This window comes from Anabaena sp. EIM26, assembly GCF_057568715.1.
In genome coordinates, this window is sequence record NZ_CM172472.1 from 3,862,612 (window position 1) to 3,880,503 (window position 17,892).

The window sequence follows — 17,892 nt, forward strand, 5'->3', positions numbered from 1 at the left end:
CAATATTTGAATTAATCAACTATTAACATTTAACATTTAACCAAATGATTAAATTACTGGGATTGAATTTCTTTGAGTTGTTTATTTAATTCATCTATTTTTGTTTTTTTCCCTTCTGCACTAAGATTATCCTGAGATGTGGTTTCTTGAATTTGCTTAGAAATTTCCAGTTCTCTAATTGGATTCCACATTTTATCTTCAGCGGGATCAAAACCAGAAACTTGAAAGGGATCTAAAACTTTTTCATCTTTGTAGTTATAGAAGAAATTTTGAAACTTCTTTTTAATATCTTCTGGTAAATCTCGACGATATACCAGAGGATCACTAGGAATTATGGGTGATTTCCAGATAATTTCCAGCTTTTCTCTAGCTTGAGGATTGTTGAGTGCTAGTTTTTCTAAAGCTTCATCACTAATTGTAGCTACATCTATTTGTTGATTAGCAACAGCTAGAGCGCAAGCTTCATGATTACCCGCAAAAATTAGCCGTTTGAATGCTTTTTTAGGATCTATATTATTTTTAGTAAAGATGTAATAACTAGGTACTAAAAATCCAGATGTAGAACTAGGATCGTTAAATGCAAAGGTGAGTTTACTTGCATTTTTGATGATATATTTATCTCCACCTTCAGCTTTAGCTGCGTTGAGAATAGGATTATTTTTGTTGGTGATTAGATGAGAATAATAACCTTTTGTTCCATCTTTAGCAACAACTTGAGCAAACACTTCAGCATTAGCATTTTTTGTAGCTTCAATGTAGGATTTACCACCTAACCAAGCTGCTTGAACTTTACCAAAGCGCATTGCTTCTACAACTGCTGCATATTGGGTGACAAAGAAGGGTTTAATGGGAATACCTATTTCTTTAGACATTGCCGCAATCATTGGTTCCCAAAGCGGCTTTTGGTTAGCTTGAGATTCTGTAGAAAGGATACCAAAGTTAATCTCCTTAATTTCAGCTTTACTAGTTGATGAAGTTTTGGTTGCAGTCTCTGAATTAGTATCAGCAGAAGTACAAGCAGAAAGGATTTTAGCACTGGCTAAAGTTAGGGTGAATAAAGAAGTTTGTTGAATAAATAAGCGTCTGTCCATTTTTGCCCCCGTATTTTGCAGTTTATTGTTTATAATGCTTAAATATTGAATATTTTATGCTGTTTAGATTTTGCTTTTGTAGGTGTTTTGATTACGAATTATGCTAAAAGCTCTCCATGTCCTTTCATGACAAGTTCTTCTGTTGCTGCACCATAAATTTCATTGAGCTTGTTGTCATTCATTTCTGAAATTGCACCATCAAACATTACTTCTCCATCTCTCAAAGCAATGACACGATGGAAGTAATTGCGGACAATTTGGATTTGGTGCAACGAAGCTATGATAGTGATGCTATTTTGTTGATTTAGTTCAACCAACAACTCCATGACTTTACGTGCAGATTCAGGATCTAGGGATGCTATGGGTTCATCTGCGAGGATGATTTTTGCTCCTTGCATCAGACAACGTGCGATCGCAACTCGTTGTTGTTGTCCACCTGATAGCATTGAAGCTCGCTTGTAAGCTTGTTCTAAAATTCCTACTCTTTCTAATGCAGATAATGCTCGAATTTTTTCAGCTTTTGTAAATAAATGTAATGCTGAACGTACCAGAGATAACTTTGCTAAGTTACCAACAAGAACATTTTCAATCACTGTCAATCGGTTTACCAGATTGAACTGTTGAAAAATGCAGCCTATTTGACTCCGCAAAGCCCGAATTTGAGAATGTAATTTTCCGTCTGCTTGTAGAATGCTGCCAAAAATTGTCACTGATCCTTGATCTGCATTCTGTAAACCATTGAGATGCCGCAACAAGGTAGATTTACCAGAACCTGATGCACCTAAAAGCGCCACCATTTCTCCTGCGTGAATTGTACAAGATAGCTGATTCAGTGCTGATTTACCTTTGAAGCTTTTTGATAGTTGAGTAACTTCAATTGTCGCTATAGTGGTCATTTTTTGACACTTAAATACCTGTGCATAAAACTGTAATCCTACTTGGTTAAGGAATAACTAAGATGAGAATAAAATGGTTGCTCATCCTACGATAATTTGTGCCTCACTAAGTTGCAGTCTGCGTATCTAGATGATCTACTATACAATGCGTAGGTGATAGTAGTATATACTTCGTTTCGGAAAGGGGAATATCCCGACTTTGCAAAAACATCGCAAATTGTCATTTTGATAGCAAAACATCTCGCAGGGATACGCTTTATACCTTGCTTTACGCAAGATTAAACTCAAAACCTGATTTTTGCGTAGGGGTAATTCATGTAGGGGTAATTCATGAATTACCCCTACTTCCGTTCTGTTTTGCGTAAGTCCTGAGTATATTAAAAACAGGTTAAAAGTATCATTCTTTATTTCGTTCAGACAAAGATTTAAACCCTTTCATTTACCAAAAAATCCTTCATTCCGTGAAATCCTTAAATCTGTTCAATCAGTGATCAAAAAAAAGTCCGCAATTGCGGACTTTGGACATTGGATAAGGTTAAGTTGTCACCAAGAGAGCCTACAAGATGTTAGACTTGTTTGTATTTTTGCTGACCTAATCAAAAAAATCAAGTCTATAAGTGTAATTATCAGGACATAATAAAAGGAGTTTTGTCTGGCTAAATAACTGATTTAAATTTCCCCCAACATATTTATTTACCGCTGGGGGAGGATTAATAAAAACATAAATTTGATATGGTGATTAAAAAAAAGCAAAAGCAAATAAAAATAATCATATATATTGGCATATTTATCTGTAATGCCTGATGAAATTAGCCTAAAATTTAGACATAATACAAGACTTTTTGTCCATATTAATTAAAAATAAAAGACCCCATAAATCAATATTTATGAGATCTAAAGATTTTAGGCACAGTTGAGGATATTACCAATCATTTTATCAATCAGAGCAGGTCATTTCTCCATTGATAAAACTCTGGCAGAGGTTGCTAATACCTCATACTTGGAACCTAAAAGCCCACAGGTCAATTATTTCCACACTCTATCAGAGATAATTAAAGTTATGTAGCCAAATTGGCTATTTTTTATTTAGAAGTCCCTAACTCAACTTTTGTGGGTATTTCCACTAGCTGATAGAGCCTATCTTCAAACTTTTGAGTACATACTGACCAATCAAATTCCAAGATAGAAGGACGAGCTTGCTGAGATAATTGTGCTTTGAGTTCAGGATTTTCGAGAATAGTAATAATCTTTTGAGCAAAATCTTTGGGGTTATTTGGTTGAGCGAGCAAGCCATTATGACCGGGTATTACTTGTTCTGCCGTTGAGGGAGCAATCGCAGCAACTAAAGGAGTTCCTGAAGCTAAAGCTTCATTATTTGTAGTACAGAAGTTTTCGGTAACTGAAGGGTTAATAAATACATCTGCTCTAGCAAACCATCCTAAAAGTTCTGTGCCGTGAGACTCACCCCAAATAGTCACACCAGATGGATAATTTTGAGCGCGACGACGAATTTCTTGATCTAAAGGACCACTACCAATAATGACCATGTGAACATCAGGAATTTTAGCGGCAATCAACGGATATGCATCTAAAAGTTGAGTAACATTTTTTTCTGCGGTAATACGTCCGACAAAGAGAATAGTCGGTCGCTTATCTTCAGGAATTGGATCATAACAAATGTTCCGGGGGTGAAATTTTTCACAATTAATCCCTTGATAGGGGAGGTATTCAGCCGTTTGACATTTTAGTTTTTGGTATTTAGATAATTGTTCTCTAGAAGGAAATAAATTGAGATTATAAGACTGAGTGAATTGCTTAACTAAAAGTGGAATAATGGGATTAACCAACTTGAAGAATACATCTCCTAAGTAATATCGAATATAGGCAACAATATCCGTATGAAAAACTGAAATAATAGGAGTTTTAGTTTTTTTGGCGTATTTAACTCCCACAGGACGGCCGTAACCTTGTAAGTAAAATGAGTATAATCCTCTCATTTGCGCCGCTTCTTCAACTATGATGATGTCAGGCTGGAATCGTTCTAGTAATTTAGTATCGTTCCAATGCCGATAGTTTAATGGTTGGGGTAGAGATTTGTATAAAATCAGTGGTTTTGTAGGAAAGGCAAATGATGAGAAATTAGGAAAAGTTTCTAGTTCTTCTAGTCCCGGCATGGGACGATTACCAACTTGTTTCGGATACAGATGATTGATTTCTGGGTGAATGAGAAAAACTTCATGTCCTTGTTCAAGTAACCAACGCACTCGTTGATGTACTGCAACTGAAACTCCTGTTAAAAATGGAGCGAATAATCCTGTAAATAATGCTATGCGGAGAGGTTTGTTTTTCATGGTTAAAGTAAATATTTCATGAAAATGATATAGTTAGAAATCCGGGAATAAATACAGCAGAATTCAGGCGTTAGCGATAGTAAGTTTATAGCAGCCTCATTTATCTGCAATCTGCTGTATTTGATGAAAATGCTGATGTTGGGATTTTTTTATCAACTAAATACCAACATGACATTACAGAGAAATTTTGCCATCAATTGGTTGATCTAACCATTGATAAGGGTGATATTCAACTAGGCGAATATTCCAGGGGCCTTGGACTCGATAGGTAAGACCACGCCAGGTAACTGTTGACATCCAGAGAGAAGAGATCATTGCTAATCCATAAACCCATTGTGTCAAAGGAATGGCAATTAACATTTTCATGATTGTAGCCAGTGACACTTGAGCAATTGTTTGACCTTGAGAGCGAATTACTTCCTGTACTCCTAGTTCCATAACCAACATGAGCAATAGTAATCCGATGGTATAGACGCTATAGGACTTCAATAAGAAAGCTGCATCTTTCCATTCTGCTGCTAACAAAAATCCTAGGCTGAAGATGATAACTAGAGTAGGAAATAGAATACTAGAAACAGCATCACTGACTAAAGCTAACCAATTGGGATGATAAAGTCGTGAACAAAGTATTAAGCGTTTGAGAGATGCAAATAAATTTGGTAAATCGCATTCTTCTCGATTAACCATTAATAAAGAAGGAACAAACTTAATTTGCAATTTGTGTTTTTTAATGACTTTATGCATGAGCATATCGTCACCGAAAGCTTCTCCCCACTTTTCAAGCAGTTCTGTTTTGTGCAGGAGTTCTGTTTTGATTGCTAAACTCCCACCCCAAGGAACTTGGAATAGGAACATTTGCACGACAGTGGAGACGTTGCCGGCATAGCGCACTAAAGAACCCCAATAACTACCTGTGGGTAAGTACCAACGGTTTCCTGTGGTTAGTCCGACTTTGGTATCGGTGAGGGGACTAACTAATTCTCGCAACCAATTGGGGTGAACTATGGTATCTGCGTCTACTAAAGCAACTACTTTGTAAGAGTCATCTAAGTCAGAGACGGCTTGGACTAAAGAACTACATTTGAGACTACAATTGTGGCGGACTGTTCTCAAAGTGCTAATTTGGACATTAGTTGCAGCAGATTCTGCGATCGCTTCTTTGGCAATTTTAAACGCTGGATCTTCTGGACTGTCAACGATCAGCTTTAAATCATACTGGGGGTAATTTTGCTGTAAGAGCGATCGCACACAATTGGGTAAAAATGGATCTGCACCTCGTAAACACAGAATTACTGCCGTTTTGGGTAACTGGTCATCTGACAATAAAGGTTGTTTGTATGAGCGCAGATACCACAAAAATACTAGCGTTAAACCTACCTGAATCACCAGCCAACCCATCAAAGAGTTAGACAAAAATGTCATCAAATCTTGCATGAATCTATCGTCTCCGGGAAGATGAGGGATTGGAGATGGAGGAGATGAAGAGGTGGGGAGGTGAGAAGAATTTTGATATTTACTTCTATCTCCTCCCTATTTCCTGTTCCTTGTTCTCTAAGGGTCAAGAGAATATTTAATATTTATATTGATAGTTGTATTTTTGTCCATTTTAAAACTAGCATCGCGGAATTTTGGTGTACCAGTTTGGATAGAAACAGTGGGATTTTTGGAAACACCAAAACCTTCTTGCGGAATTCCAAAAAAATCTTTATTGAGTTTGCGGTCGCCATTTTGATCATCAACTACAGCAACAGCATAAGTCCCAGGTTTTAAACCAGAAAACACCTTCTTTACAGATTTGCCAGTGATCTTAGTACAGCCACTTTGAACTTCACTAGAATTATTTGTCGGAAATCCTTTTTCAGAAGCATAAATTCTCAAGCAAACTTCACCCGTTTTGTGACGGATATTATTCACTACTACAGTCAGTTTCATGTTTGATTCTGCATGAACTGTTTTAGCACAACTGAGAGTTAATAAAGTTGCAAATAATAGATAAGAAAGGCGTGTTAGTTTCAACATAAGCTGATAGTTGTATCCAGGTAAGATTGATATGCTTAAGTACTTAAATAAAAGCTACATATAGAAATCCCACATCAACTCTTAATCATAAAATTACATCTGAATTTCCATAACTATCCTGAGGAGGTATTATTTCTCAAGCATAATTATGTATAGAAATGAGAAAATATTTGCAACGTCATAGCTGATGTATTAAAAATTTCAGATCCTCCTAAATCCTCCTTAGAAAGGAGGACTTTAAGAAGGTTATTTTCCCCCTTTTTTAGGTGGATTAAGGAGATATAGCATTTCCTCATCACATGAGATACATCATAGCCCTCTGGGGTTTGAGGGTGGGGTTTTTGTAGCTCACTCAACCGATAACCGCTATATCAATACAACCATAGATTTTTCAAACAGCACGATTACGCATTGATGGAAAACACCAAATATGAGGAATGGGTTTCAGTTTATTGTCGAGTGTGTTAGATGTAAAAATGTAGATGCATGATCTGATTAACAAAAAATTATTTCATCAATTTCTGAAGATCAGTTTTTTGCAACCACTCATGTGTACGTCGCATTCCTTCTTCTAGATCTACCTTGGGTTTATAGTTTAAGATTTTTTCAGCCTTAGCAACAGAATAAGCATAAGGACGACTCATAAAATCAACAGACTCAGGGAGAATATCGGCTTTTTTACGAAATAGCTTTTGTCCTTGATGACGCACACGCAGAAACAATTTCATTTCCTCTTTAGGAAGAGACATAGGTGCAGGTAAATTTTCCATTGCAGCTAAGTGAATAAAATACTCTTTCCAGGAAGTTTTTTCTCCGTCTGTGATATTAAAAATTTCACCATAGCTTTCCTTTTCCATAGCTAAGAAAATGGCATCAATCAAATTATCTATATATAGATGATTCATGACTCCCTTACCATCATTTGCATAAGCAAATAATTTTTGTCGCATCATCAAAACTGGTCGTACTATCCAAGGAATACTTCCTGGCCCATAAACATCTCCAGGACGGATAATAATAACACCAAACTCTGATGGTGAATTTAATTTTAATAGTTCTGTCTCTGCTTCAATCTTTGTCTGACAATAAGGATTATTATCTCCAGATAGTAACCCTGATTCTGTAACATTATCGGCATAGTCAAAGCCATAAACTAAAACACTAGAAAGATGTACAAATGTTTTGACACCAGATTGCTTTGCAGCTTTAGCTATATTGAGAGTACCACCAACATTTATTTCCCGAAAATTCTTCAGTTCACCAGCTTCTTCCGCAAGTTGAGTGGTGTGTAAAACAATATCTACTCCTTGACAAGCCTGTTGAGCAATTTTTGCATCAGTGATGCTACCAACAATGATTTCAACTCCTAAATTTTGGAGAGTTTTATTCTGCCCTGAAGAACTTTGTAAGCCTCGTACTTTCATCCCTTGAGCAATCGCTAACTCGGCTGCACGTAAGCCGATAAATTCATCAGTACCAGTAATTAGAAGAGTTTTGCTGTGAAGATTCATAGGACAATATTGATGGGTAAATATGTTGACTTAAATTACTGAATTTATGCTAGATTTACTAGAAAATATCAGCCGGATCTGCGGAGCGCAGTTTATTAATAGCTAATGCTCCAGAAGTTATACAAATTAAAACCGTAGATGTTAAGACAATTAATCCATTATTAGGAGTCATAATGATAGGTAATTTAGTCGATTTCATGGCAAAATCATATAGCATCAAGGAAATAATAAACCCTGGTATATAAGATAATATTGCCAAAATTAATGCCTGTTGAAAAACCACATTTAATAAATACCCATTGGCATAACCAATAGCTTTTAATGTTGCGTAGGCAATAAATTGAGTGGCTATATTGCTATATAGAATTTGATAAACTATCACCACACCAACCACAGAAGCCATTGTTAACATGAGGTTAAGAATGAAACCAATAGGAGTTCTTACAGACCAATATTGTTTTTCAAAGTCAATAAAGCCTTGACGAGTAAAAATCTGCACATCATTGGGTAAACTTGCTTTCAAATTTGCTAAAATCTTATTTGCATCAACACCAGATTTGAGTTTAATAATACCTACATCTATCTTTTCAACAGGACGACTATTAGGATTTATCTTCAAAAAAGTTGAGTCACTTACAATTAAGTTTCCATCTACACCAAAGGAAGGACCCAAACTGAATAAACCACCTACTCGAACTCGATAACCTCTAGTGGCATCAAAAGGAAAAATTTCAATTGTTTGTTCTGTATCACCGCGCTGAAATTTTTCTGCTATTGGCCCAAATTCTGGTCGAGAATCTCTGTCAAATAGCATGACATCAGGAATTTTGAGTTTATCTAAATTCTGCTCAAGTTCAGGGATATTCATAACTGGTTTTCCTGGATCAAAACCAATTACATATATTAAATATTTTTCACCAGTTGCAGGATTTTTTAATTTGGCAAATTGCAGATACATTGGACTCACAGACTCTACACCATCAAATCCTAATGTTTGATGTAAACGAATCCGAGAAAAACTTTGATTTGAGGTCAAAGATTTATATTGAGAACTAACTAAAAATAAATCACCTTTGAGGTTTTGATGTAATGCTGTAGCACTAGAATAAAGTGCATCTTGAAACCCTAGCTGAATAAACATCAGCAGCACAATAAAAGCAATTCCGGCTACAGCTACGACAAAACGTACTTTTTGCTGGACTAACTGTAGCCATGCTAAAGGAATTTTGATATTCATATATTTGTCTTTACTTGTTAGTCATTAGTAAGTGGTATTTGGGTGATTGATGTTCCCATATCTCCATCTTTCCCTATTTCTTCTATCGCTAATGACTAGATTTGAATAGCAACGTCTACTTGCAAGTTGGTGAAACGAGATACCTTTTGAATATCAGCAGGGTTATCAATTGATATTTTGACTTCAATGATTCTGCGGTCTGTATCTGAATAGGGGTTAATGCTAAAGATGCTTTGTTTGTCAACTTGCCAACCAACTTCCTTCACTGTTCCCTGTATTTTTTCCGCAAAAGCTGCGCTAGTGATCATCGCTTTTTGACCAATGCGTACTTTTTGAATATCGGTTTGATAAACTTCAGCAATCACATTCATTTCTGATATCTTACCAAGTTCAGCAAAACCAGATGTAGAGATTACTTCACCATTTTTGGCATGAATTTTCAAAACTCTGCCATCTATGGGAGATTTGATGTAAGTTAAATCGTGGTCTGCTTTGGCTTGTTGAATAGCAGTGTTAGCACTTTTGACTTCACTCTCTGCTAACTGAATATCTACACTACGTACTTCTTTAATGCTGTTGAGTCTAGCATTTGCTTCCTTAATTTGATCTTTCAGAGTGTCTTGAGTACGTATAAGAGAGGCTTTGGCTTCTGTTAACTGTTGTTGTGTAATTTTGAGTTGCAAAGCCTTGGTATCAGCTACGGAAGCAGAAACTGCACCATCTTTATATAATTGTTGATAGCGATCGCTCTCTGTTTGAGCATTGTTTACTTCCGCTTGGATACGGTTAATTGCTGCTACCTGAGCCGCAATATCACCTTTTAATTGTGAATCTAAACGAGTAACGGTGGCTTTTTGAGCATTAATATCACCTGGTTTAGCCCCAGCTTTCACCTGTGTTAGTTTAGATTTAGCAATTAGTAGTCTGTCTAACGCTTGTTTGATAGCAGTTTTAGAACGAGTATAGTCATCTAAATAAGCTAATATTTGTCCCTGTTTAACTTCGTCTCCTTCCGCTATCAATAGTTTTTCAACACGCACACCGTTGATAGAATTAGGAGCAGATAAATAAGTAATTTTACCTTTTGGTTGCAATCTTCCCAAAGCAGTTACAGCAACTTTGCCAGGAGTTGTTTGAGGAGAACCAACTGAGGAAGACTGTAACTGAGAATTAGGTTGCATCTTCAATTGAGAAAAACTGTAAAAAGATGCTAAACCAGCAGCTAACGTAATAGACGCAGCCAAAACTATTTTCCATTTCATAGCAGTATTTTTCAATAATTGGCTTTCTTTGTTTTCTGCCATCTTTTTATTCCAAGTATTTTCTGCTCAGGGATAGTCGTGATACCTATATCAATTCAATGTCAGATAATTTTGGATTTAGGATTGATTTCACGGTAAGTATTCAGGATACAGAATGTTTGATATAGCAGGGAACAGAAGAGAAAAATATTCTTATTCCTTATTCCTTATTCCTTCTTTCTCCTTTCTCCTGAATCCTGAATCCTGACTCCTGACTCCTGAATCCTTAAGTTATAAATTGTTGTTAGACTGAGTAGCTGCCAAAGATAATATGAACAGCAGCTAAATCAACGGTAATATTACTTCTGAGTATCCTTAGTTTTATCCTTAATCGGAATTTTATAAAGTAGCGTAAAATACCTTAGCGCTAAGTTAAAATTTCAATTCCTAGATGTGATGAAGCTCTGTTGTAATGATCTAGAAAAACCGGGATAAACTTATATTTAATTTTGCCCAAAAAATTTGATTTTGTCAACTAAATAAATAGGAATGTCTTGACATATGAATAGAAATCATATTTGTACTCAAAAACCCAACGAAAACTATCTATTGCTGATGGGATATTACATTAAAAGCTCATAAATCAATTATTAAATCTGTATTTTTCTTAGCAAACAATCCTTGATAATGATTAAATATACAGATTTCCTCACAACTTAATATCGCTGGTGTTGAAGTCATCACATCCGCTAAATTAATATTTGCTTTATAAATAACTTCTTTGAGTATTAAACTGAGTTATCTTATAAATTCATCAACAACTTAACCCTAATTATGATGTTTCTCTGAGAAAAAAGATATTTATGTTCAAAGGAATCGAATGTGTATTTAATGATTTGTGATTTCCTAGACAATCTATCTATAAGACTTTATTTTTCAATGAAAAATCTCCAGAAAATACGGAATCCCTAAAACTCAAACCGTACAAAACCTAGTCAAAGATTATACGATTAGATGGATTAGTATTTCAAAATCGAGTAAATTAACAAAATATTTTTTCCTAAACTTACTTTAAATGAACTATTCAATTTCTATAAGCTGTGCTAGTCTTTGTATTAATTCAATGTTTAAAAGCTCCAAGGCATTAGTCAATTAATGGAAAGTCAAAAGGAAAAAATACTAAAATAGAGCTACATGATGATGACAAGAAAAACGTTTAAGTATTTTTTCTGGTTACATGGATTGAGATTAAATGTGGTGTTATTTCTGTAACGAACTTGGCAGCTTTTATTGGTTGAATCGCATACAATATATTATCCTGGGTGGTAAAACTGGCTATGGTATTGATCAAGACAGATAACATTGTAATTAACACTAATTACGTTTCTGTAGTGAAGCTAGAACATCCAAATGGGGTAAGAATTCAGGAGTCAGGAGTCAGAATGCTTATGAAATGAAGAATAGAGCGCAGTGAGATTTTCTCAAAATTGTCAAAGTTGACTAAAAAAGCCTTTATTCTCTTGAACCGCAGGTTCGTGTAGCGTCTTCTGTATTCTCGATTCTGAATACTTACCAAATGGTGAGAAAAAAATACACATTTCTATTTTCAACCCTACTCTTCACTTTCTTTTATGCCAATGGCATAAAATCACTCAAAATCCTTACCATGATGATTGGATACGGTTCACTAATTTAGTACCTAAAACAAGTCCAGAATTTTTTACCAGCTTCCACAATATCAAGAGTCGTTTGTGTAGCATTACGTAAGTCCTGTCAATAAACTCATCCTTTGGGATATGCCACAGGCTTTCAGCATAGCGTCTCTGACAAAAGAAGAAAAGGGAAGACAACTTTGTATAGTATTTTTACAGCATTACAGTGTTTCCAAATCGCCTCAAAAACCCAAAATACCAATTATTTAGATGTTCAGTTAAGGCAGGATTTACAGTGTGGTGTTGATTGGGAAAAACCTTCGTTATTACGCAGATAGGATAGCTAACTGCTGATAAAAAGAGGTGGCTTCATCACTTCTAGGCAACAGAAATTACTGTAACTAAACAATTCACAGTACTCAAAATTAGTCTATGCCATGATATCTGCTTCTTCAATTAATACTGCCTTGTCGGAGTTAGAGAGCCTTATTAACAGTTGTGAAAAGGATTTGATTAGGTTTATAGAGGAAAAACAAATGAAATCAGAAACGTCAATATCTACTAACAAAATTAATAGACAACTGCAACAAAATCCGATAGCAATTGTCGGTATGGCATCTTTATTACCAAAAGCCAGAAATTTGCGGGAATACTGGCACAATATTGTTAATAAAACTGACTGTATTACTGATGTTCCTGAGACACATTGGAGCGTCAAAGACTACTACGATCCTAACCCCAGAACACTAGAGGATAAAACCTATTGTAAACGCGGTGGATTTATCCCCGAAGTAGATTTTAATCCGATGGAATTTGGTATCCCTCCCAGCATTTTAGAAGTTACTGATGTATCACAACTATTAAGTTTAGTAGTTGCGAAAGAAGCAATGGAAGATGCTGGTTATAGTGAATCTCGTGAGTTTAACCGCGAGAATGTGGGGGTAATTTTAGGTGTAGCGCAAGCCAAGCAATTAGGAATACCTCTATCTGCAAGGTTAGAATATCCGATTTGGGAAAAAGTTCTCAAAAGTAGTGGTTTATCGGACGAAGATACTAAAGTAATCGTCGATAAAATCAAAACTGCCTATGTGAAATGGGATGAGAATGCTTTCCCTGGAATGTTAGCAAATGTGGTTGCTGGCAGAATTGCCAATCGTCTCAACTTTGGCGGTACAAACTGCGTAGTTGATGCTGCTTGTGCTAGTTCCTTCGGTGCTTTAAAGATGGCAATTAGCGAGCTAATTGAATATCGTAGCGATATGATGCTGACTGGTGGTGTAGATACCGATAACACCATCATGGCTTATATTTCTTTTAGCAAAACTCCTGCTGTTACTCCTAGTGAAAATGTCAAACCTTTCGATGCTAAATCTGACGGTATGATGTTAGGTGAAGGTATCGGCATGATTGTGTTGAAACGTCTCGAAGATGCAGAGCGAGATGGTGATAAAATCTATGCTGTGATTAAAGGTATTGGCACTTCTAGCGATGGACGTTATAAGAGTATTTATGCTCCTCGCAAAGAAGGACAAGTTAAAGCTTTAGAACGTGCTTACAATGATGCTGGTTTTTCTCCTGCTACTGTGGGTTTAATGGAAGCACATGGTACAGGAACAATGGCTGGAGATCCTACAGAGTTTGGGTCTTTGCGAGATTTCTTGACTCGATATGACAACAAAAAACAGCATATTGCTTTAGGTAGTGTAAAATCGCAAATTGGACATACAAAAGCTGCCGCAGGTGCAGCAAGTTTGATTAAAACTGCTTTGGCTTTACATCACAAGATTTTGCCACCTACTATCAATATTACTGAGCCAAATCCTAAACTAGATATTCAAAATTCGTCGTTTTACTTAAACACAGAAACTAGACCTTGGATCAAGGCAGAAGGGGAAGCACCAAGAAGGGCTGGAGTGAGTTCTTTTGGTTTTGGTGGAACTAATTATCACGTTGTTTTGGAAGAATACGAAGCAGAACAAAAACAAGCTTATCGTTTACATAACGCGGCTAGTGAAATGTTATTATTTGCTGCCAATCCCAGTGAGTTAATCAATAAGTTAGAGGCAACTTTCAATAATTTGCAATCTAACGAGGGAGAAAGACATTATTCGCAATTAATCCAAGAATCACAATCTCTAACTATTCCTCAAACTGCGGCGAGAATTGGGTTTGTAGCTGAGAATCGGCAAGAAGCTTGTAAGTTACTGAAAGTTAGTATTGATTTACTAAAAACTAAGCAGTCAGCAGTTTCTTGGGAACATCCTCAAGGTATTTATTACCGTTCTTCCGGGATGGAATTGGGCGGAAAAGTTGTGGCTTTATTCTCTGGACAAGGTTCTCAATACCTAGAAATGGGTAGAGAAGCGGTGATGAATTTCCCGGCTTTGCGTCGTCTGTATGGACAAATGGACGGGTTGTTAATTAAGGATAATTTGCAACCAATTTCGCAAATTGTTTTCCCGAATCCAACTTTTGAAGAAGAGGAAAAAACTGCTCAAATTGCAGCTTTGCAAAGAACTGAATATGCTCAACCTGCAATTGGGGTTTTTAGTGCGGGATTGTATTCTATCTTCCAAGAAGCTGGGTTTAAATCAGATTTTGCTGCCGGACATAGTTTTGGTGAATTGACGGCTTTGTGGGCGGCGGGAGTGCTGACTGAGGAGGATTATTTGTTCTTGGTTAAGTCTAGAGGTCAAGCGATGGCTGCACCAAAAGACCCAGACCATGATGCGGGTAGTATGTTAGCGGTGAAGGAAGATATTACTAAGGTGGAAGCGGTGCTGAGGCATTTTCCCCAAGTTGCGATCGCTAATTTCAATTCTCCCACTCAAGTTGTCCTGGCTGGCCCAACGGCTGAAATTAAGAAAATTCAGCAAAAGTTCCAGGAATTGGGCTATGGTGCGGTGTTATTACCAGTTTCCGCTGCGTTCCATACACCTTTAATTGCATTCGCTCAAAAATCATTTGCGATCGCTACCAAGTCAGTCGATTTCCAAAATCCCAAAGTTCCCGTTTTCAGCAATGTTACTGGCAAACAATATCCTCAAGAACCATCAGGAATCCAAAGAGTTCTAGAAGGACACCTTTCCAGTTCAGTCCTATTCAAGCAAGAGATTGAAAACATCTATGCTGCTGGTGGTTATTGCTTCGTAGAATTTGGGCCCAAACGGATTCTCACCAACTTGGTCAAAGATATCTTAGGCGATCGCCCCCATCTTACCGTATCTCTGAATCCTAGTACTCAAAAGAATAGCGATCGCTCCCTCAGAGAAGCAGCAATCCAACTGCGCGTTATTGGTATGGCTTTGAGCAATCTTGACCCCTACCAACTACCCCCAATCATCCCCCCAACTGCCACCAAAAAGACCTTAAGCGTCAAATTAAACGGCATTAACTACGTTTCCGAAAAAACCAGAAACGCCTTCACCGAAGCCTTACAGGATGGTTTCACCGTAGGGGCAGAGTCTCCTCGCCCTCTAGAGTCTCCCCGTCCAGAAACTCCCATAGAAAACTCAATCAAACCAAACAACAACATCCCCGCACAGACAACCAACGGTCATAACGGTAACGGACACAAAAAAACACCTGTAAATACCACCCCCCAACAGCCCCAGATGATTCCTGCGCCTCGTTCAAATCAAGCAATTCAAGAATTATTACCGACTACAGCACGTTATGCAGTTGCACAGCGTCCAGGAGGGAAAATGGAAACACCAGATAAAAATATGAACTTCCAACAGGTTCTGGAAAGTTTAGAAAACCTCCTGAACCAGTTCCAGCACAACCAAAGTGATAACTTACAAATTCACGGAACTTACCTAAATCATCAAATGGAATACGCCAAAACGTTTTTCCAACTGATGCAACAACAAAACGCCTTATTTACAAATAGTCAAACTCCAGAAACCGCCCAACTTAAACAAGTTGTGATGGAAACCTTCGAGCGCAGCATGATGCAGTTTCACAATCAACAAGGTGAAACCCTCCGCATTCATGAACAATATCTACAAGAACAAGTAGAATACACCAAAAACTTTTTCCAACTCATTCAACAAGAATACTCACTACTAATTGCTGGTACAGACACAACACAACCAGTAATTCCTCCCCAACTCACAGAAACACACACCAACAGTCTGCGGGAGTTGATGTCCCCAGAACCAACTATTACAGAAACAGTAGTTCCTCCTACAGCCAAAATTGTAGAAACTCAGCCAGTAATAGAACCAGTAGTTGAAAAAGCTGCACCTGTAATCGCAGCCATTCCCACCCCTCAAATTGCAGAACCTACCCCAGTTATTGAAACTCAACCTGAGCCGATAGCACCTGTAGCTGTAATTGTAGAACCAGCAACCACCAACCTAAATATTGAAGACATAGGTAAAAACCTCCTAGCCATCACCAGCGAAAAAACAGGCTATCCCATCGAAATGTTAGAACTTGACATGGACATGGAAGCCGACTTAGGGATTGATTCCATCAAACGGGTAGAAATCTTAGGAGGGTTGCAAGAGTTATACCCCAACCTACCCAAACCAAACTTAGAAGAACTATCTGAAAAACGCACCATTGGTCAAGTCGTCGAATATCTGCAAAAACAGGTTACAGGTGACAGGTTGACAGAAGAAATTCAGGTGACAGGTGACAGGTTACAGGTGACAGAAAAGAAAGTAGAGGAAGCAAGGGAAGAATTACCTCTTCCCAGTCCCCAGTCCCTAGTCCCCAGTCCCCAATCCCCAGTCCCTAGTAACGAATACGCAGACTTAGGACAAACCCTGTTAAACATCACCAGCGAGAAAACAGGCTACCCAGTCGAAATGTTAGAACTCGACATGGATATGGAAGCCGACCTAGGAATTGATTCCATCAAACGGGTAGAAATCTTGGGTGCAATGCAAGAAACATACCCCGACTTACCCAAACCAAATATAGAAGAACTAGGCGACCTACGAACAATTGGACAAATTGTAGACTACCTCCAAAAGCTGGCGGGAGGTGAAAAAAAAAACCCTGATTTTAACCCGGTAGAAGCGGAATCTCCCCACGCTCTTACCCTCCCAGAAGTGGTAGTGGATTTAACCCCACCGCCACTAGTAGACCCAAATCTTCCTCGTCGCCCAGTAAAACTAAAAACCTTACCCAGACCTGATTTTTGGGAATGCAAACTACCAGAGGGACACATCGCCTTAATCACCGATGATGGTTCCCTCACCACCACCAAACTAGCTCACGCCCTCATAGAACAAGATTGGAAAGTAGTAGTTCTCAGCTTCCCCCAAACATTAGTTGCAGAACAATTGCCATTACCAGTAGGCGTTACCCGCGTTACCTTGGCGAACTTGAGTGAAGAACATCTGCAACTACTCCTACAAAGCGTCACCGCTAAACACGGGAAAATTGGTACATTCATTCATCTTCATCCTCAATGTTTGGGCGAAAACACAGGTAACATCTCCTATCTAGAAGCCGAGAAAGCGATCGTTAAACAAGTATTCTTGATAGCCAAACATCTCAAACCAACCTTGAATGCAGCCGCCGATTTAGAAGGAAGAGTTAGCTTCTGCACAGTAGCCCATCTTGACGGAGCATTTGGTTTAGAACACAAAGAAAACTTTGGCATCATCGGCGCTGGATTATTTGGATTAACCAAAAGTTTGAGATGGGAATGGCCAAAAGTCTTCTTCAGAGCAATAGACTTAAACCCAACCTTAGATCCTCACCAATCAGCAGAATATATAGTTGCCGAACTGCATGATTCCAACAGATATATAGGTGAAGTTGGCTATAGTTCTCAAGGAAGAGTCACCCTCGTAGCTAAACCAGAATAACCAGTAGGGTGGGCATTGCCCACCTCACAAAAACTCTGATCTTCCTCTCCCCTCACAAGGGTAGGT

The 17,892-nt window shown here is 37.7% G+C and carries 9 protein-coding genes; 1 reads left to right on the forward strand and 8 read right to left on the reverse strand.

Translation table 11 applies throughout. From position 1 onward, the window contains the following. Positions 1-53: 53 nt before the first annotated feature. The 8 genes from phnD to AC012T_RS16795 all read right to left on the reverse strand — a co-directional run bounded on the left by phnD (position 54) and on the right by AC012T_RS16795 (position 10,409). On the reverse strand, positions 54-1,091 hold the full coding sequence (gene phnD / locus AC012T_RS16760) for a phosphonate ABC transporter substrate-binding protein (RefSeq protein ID WP_487059903.1): 1,038 nt from the start codon (positions 1,089-1,091) through the stop codon (positions 54-56). 98 nt (positions 1,092-1,189) lie between these two features. Next, positions 1,190-1,987 carry a phosphonate ABC transporter ATP-binding protein gene (gene phnC / locus AC012T_RS16765; protein WP_487059904.1) on the reverse strand — a complete coding sequence of 266 codons (798 nt, stop codon included), beginning with the start codon at positions 1,985-1,987 and terminating at the stop codon, positions 1,190-1,192. A 1,082-nt stretch (positions 1,988-3,069) separates the two neighbouring features. Next, positions 3,070-4,338 (reverse strand): glycosyltransferase, encoded by a 1,269-nt coding sequence (locus AC012T_RS16770; RefSeq protein WP_487059905.1) that lies wholly within the window; start codon positions 4,336-4,338, stop codon positions 3,070-3,072. Between the two features lie 174 nt (positions 4,339-4,512). Next, the gene (locus tag AC012T_RS16775; RefSeq protein WP_487059906.1) at positions 4,513-5,772 is read right to left on the reverse strand and encodes a glycosyltransferase family 2 protein; all 1,260 of its coding nucleotides are present in this window, start codon (positions 5,770-5,772) and stop codon (positions 4,513-4,515) included. Positions 5,773-5,889: 117 nt separating this feature from the next. After that, positions 5,890-6,357, reverse strand: a complete 468-nt coding sequence (locus AC012T_RS16780; RefSeq protein ID WP_487059907.1) for a DUF2141 domain-containing protein — start codon at positions 6,355-6,357, stop codon at positions 5,890-5,892. A 506-nt stretch (positions 6,358-6,863) separates the two neighbouring features. Then, entirely contained in the window at positions 6,864-7,868 is a 1,005-nt protein-coding gene (locus tag AC012T_RS16785) for an NAD-dependent epimerase/dehydratase family protein (RefSeq protein ID WP_487059908.1), read from the reverse strand. 58 nt (positions 7,869-7,926) lie between these two features. Then, positions 7,927-9,105, reverse strand: coding sequence for an ABC transporter permease DevC (gene devC, locus AC012T_RS16790; RefSeq protein ID WP_487059909.1), 1,179 nt, complete (start codon positions 9,103-9,105; stop codon positions 7,927-7,929). Between the two features lie 95 nt (positions 9,106-9,200). Beyond that, positions 9,201-10,409, reverse strand: coding sequence for an ABC exporter membrane fusion protein (locus tag AC012T_RS16795; RefSeq protein WP_487059910.1), 1,209 nt, complete (start codon positions 10,407-10,409; stop codon positions 9,201-9,203). Between the two features lie 2,026 nt (positions 10,410-12,435). Between AC012T_RS16795 and AC012T_RS16800 the strand changes: the two genes are divergently transcribed. Then, positions 12,436-17,826, forward strand: coding sequence for a beta-ketoacyl synthase N-terminal-like domain-containing protein (locus AC012T_RS16800; protein WP_487059911.1), 5,391 nt, complete (start codon positions 12,436-12,438; stop codon positions 17,824-17,826). Positions 17,827-17,892 lie beyond the last annotated feature (66 nt).

Excerpts from the sequence above, each read along its gene's own strand:
- AC012T_RS16785 (WP_487059908.1), bottom strand. The coding sequence starts at position 7,868 with ATGAATCTTCACAGCAAAACTCTTCTAATTACTGGTACTGATGAATTT.
- AC012T_RS16775 (WP_487059906.1), bottom strand. The coding sequence starts at position 5,772 with ATGCAAGATTTGATGACATTTTTGTCTAACTCTTTGATGGGTTGGCTG.
- phnD (WP_487059903.1), bottom strand. The coding sequence starts at position 1,091 with ATGGACAGACGCTTATTTATTCAACAAACTTCTTTATTCACCCTAACT.
- devC (WP_487059909.1), bottom strand. The coding sequence starts at position 9,105 with ATGAATATCAAAATTCCTTTAGCATGGCTACAGTTAGTCCAGCAAAAA.
- AC012T_RS16800 (WP_487059911.1), top strand. The coding sequence starts at position 12,436 with ATGATATCTGCTTCTTCAATTAATACTGCCTTGTCGGAGTTAGAGAGC.
- AC012T_RS16770 (WP_487059905.1), bottom strand. The coding sequence starts at position 4,338 with ATGAAAAACAAACCTCTCCGCATAGCATTATTTACAGGATTATTCGCT.
- AC012T_RS16780 (WP_487059907.1), bottom strand. The coding sequence starts at position 6,357 with ATGTTGAAACTAACACGCCTTTCTTATCTATTATTTGCAACTTTATTA.
- phnC (WP_487059904.1), bottom strand. The coding sequence starts at position 1,987 with ATGACCACTATAGCGACAATTGAAGTTACTCAACTATCAAAAAGCTTC.
- AC012T_RS16795 (WP_487059910.1), bottom strand. The coding sequence starts at position 10,409 with ATGGCAGAAAACAAAGAAAGCCAATTATTGAAAAATACTGCTATGAAA.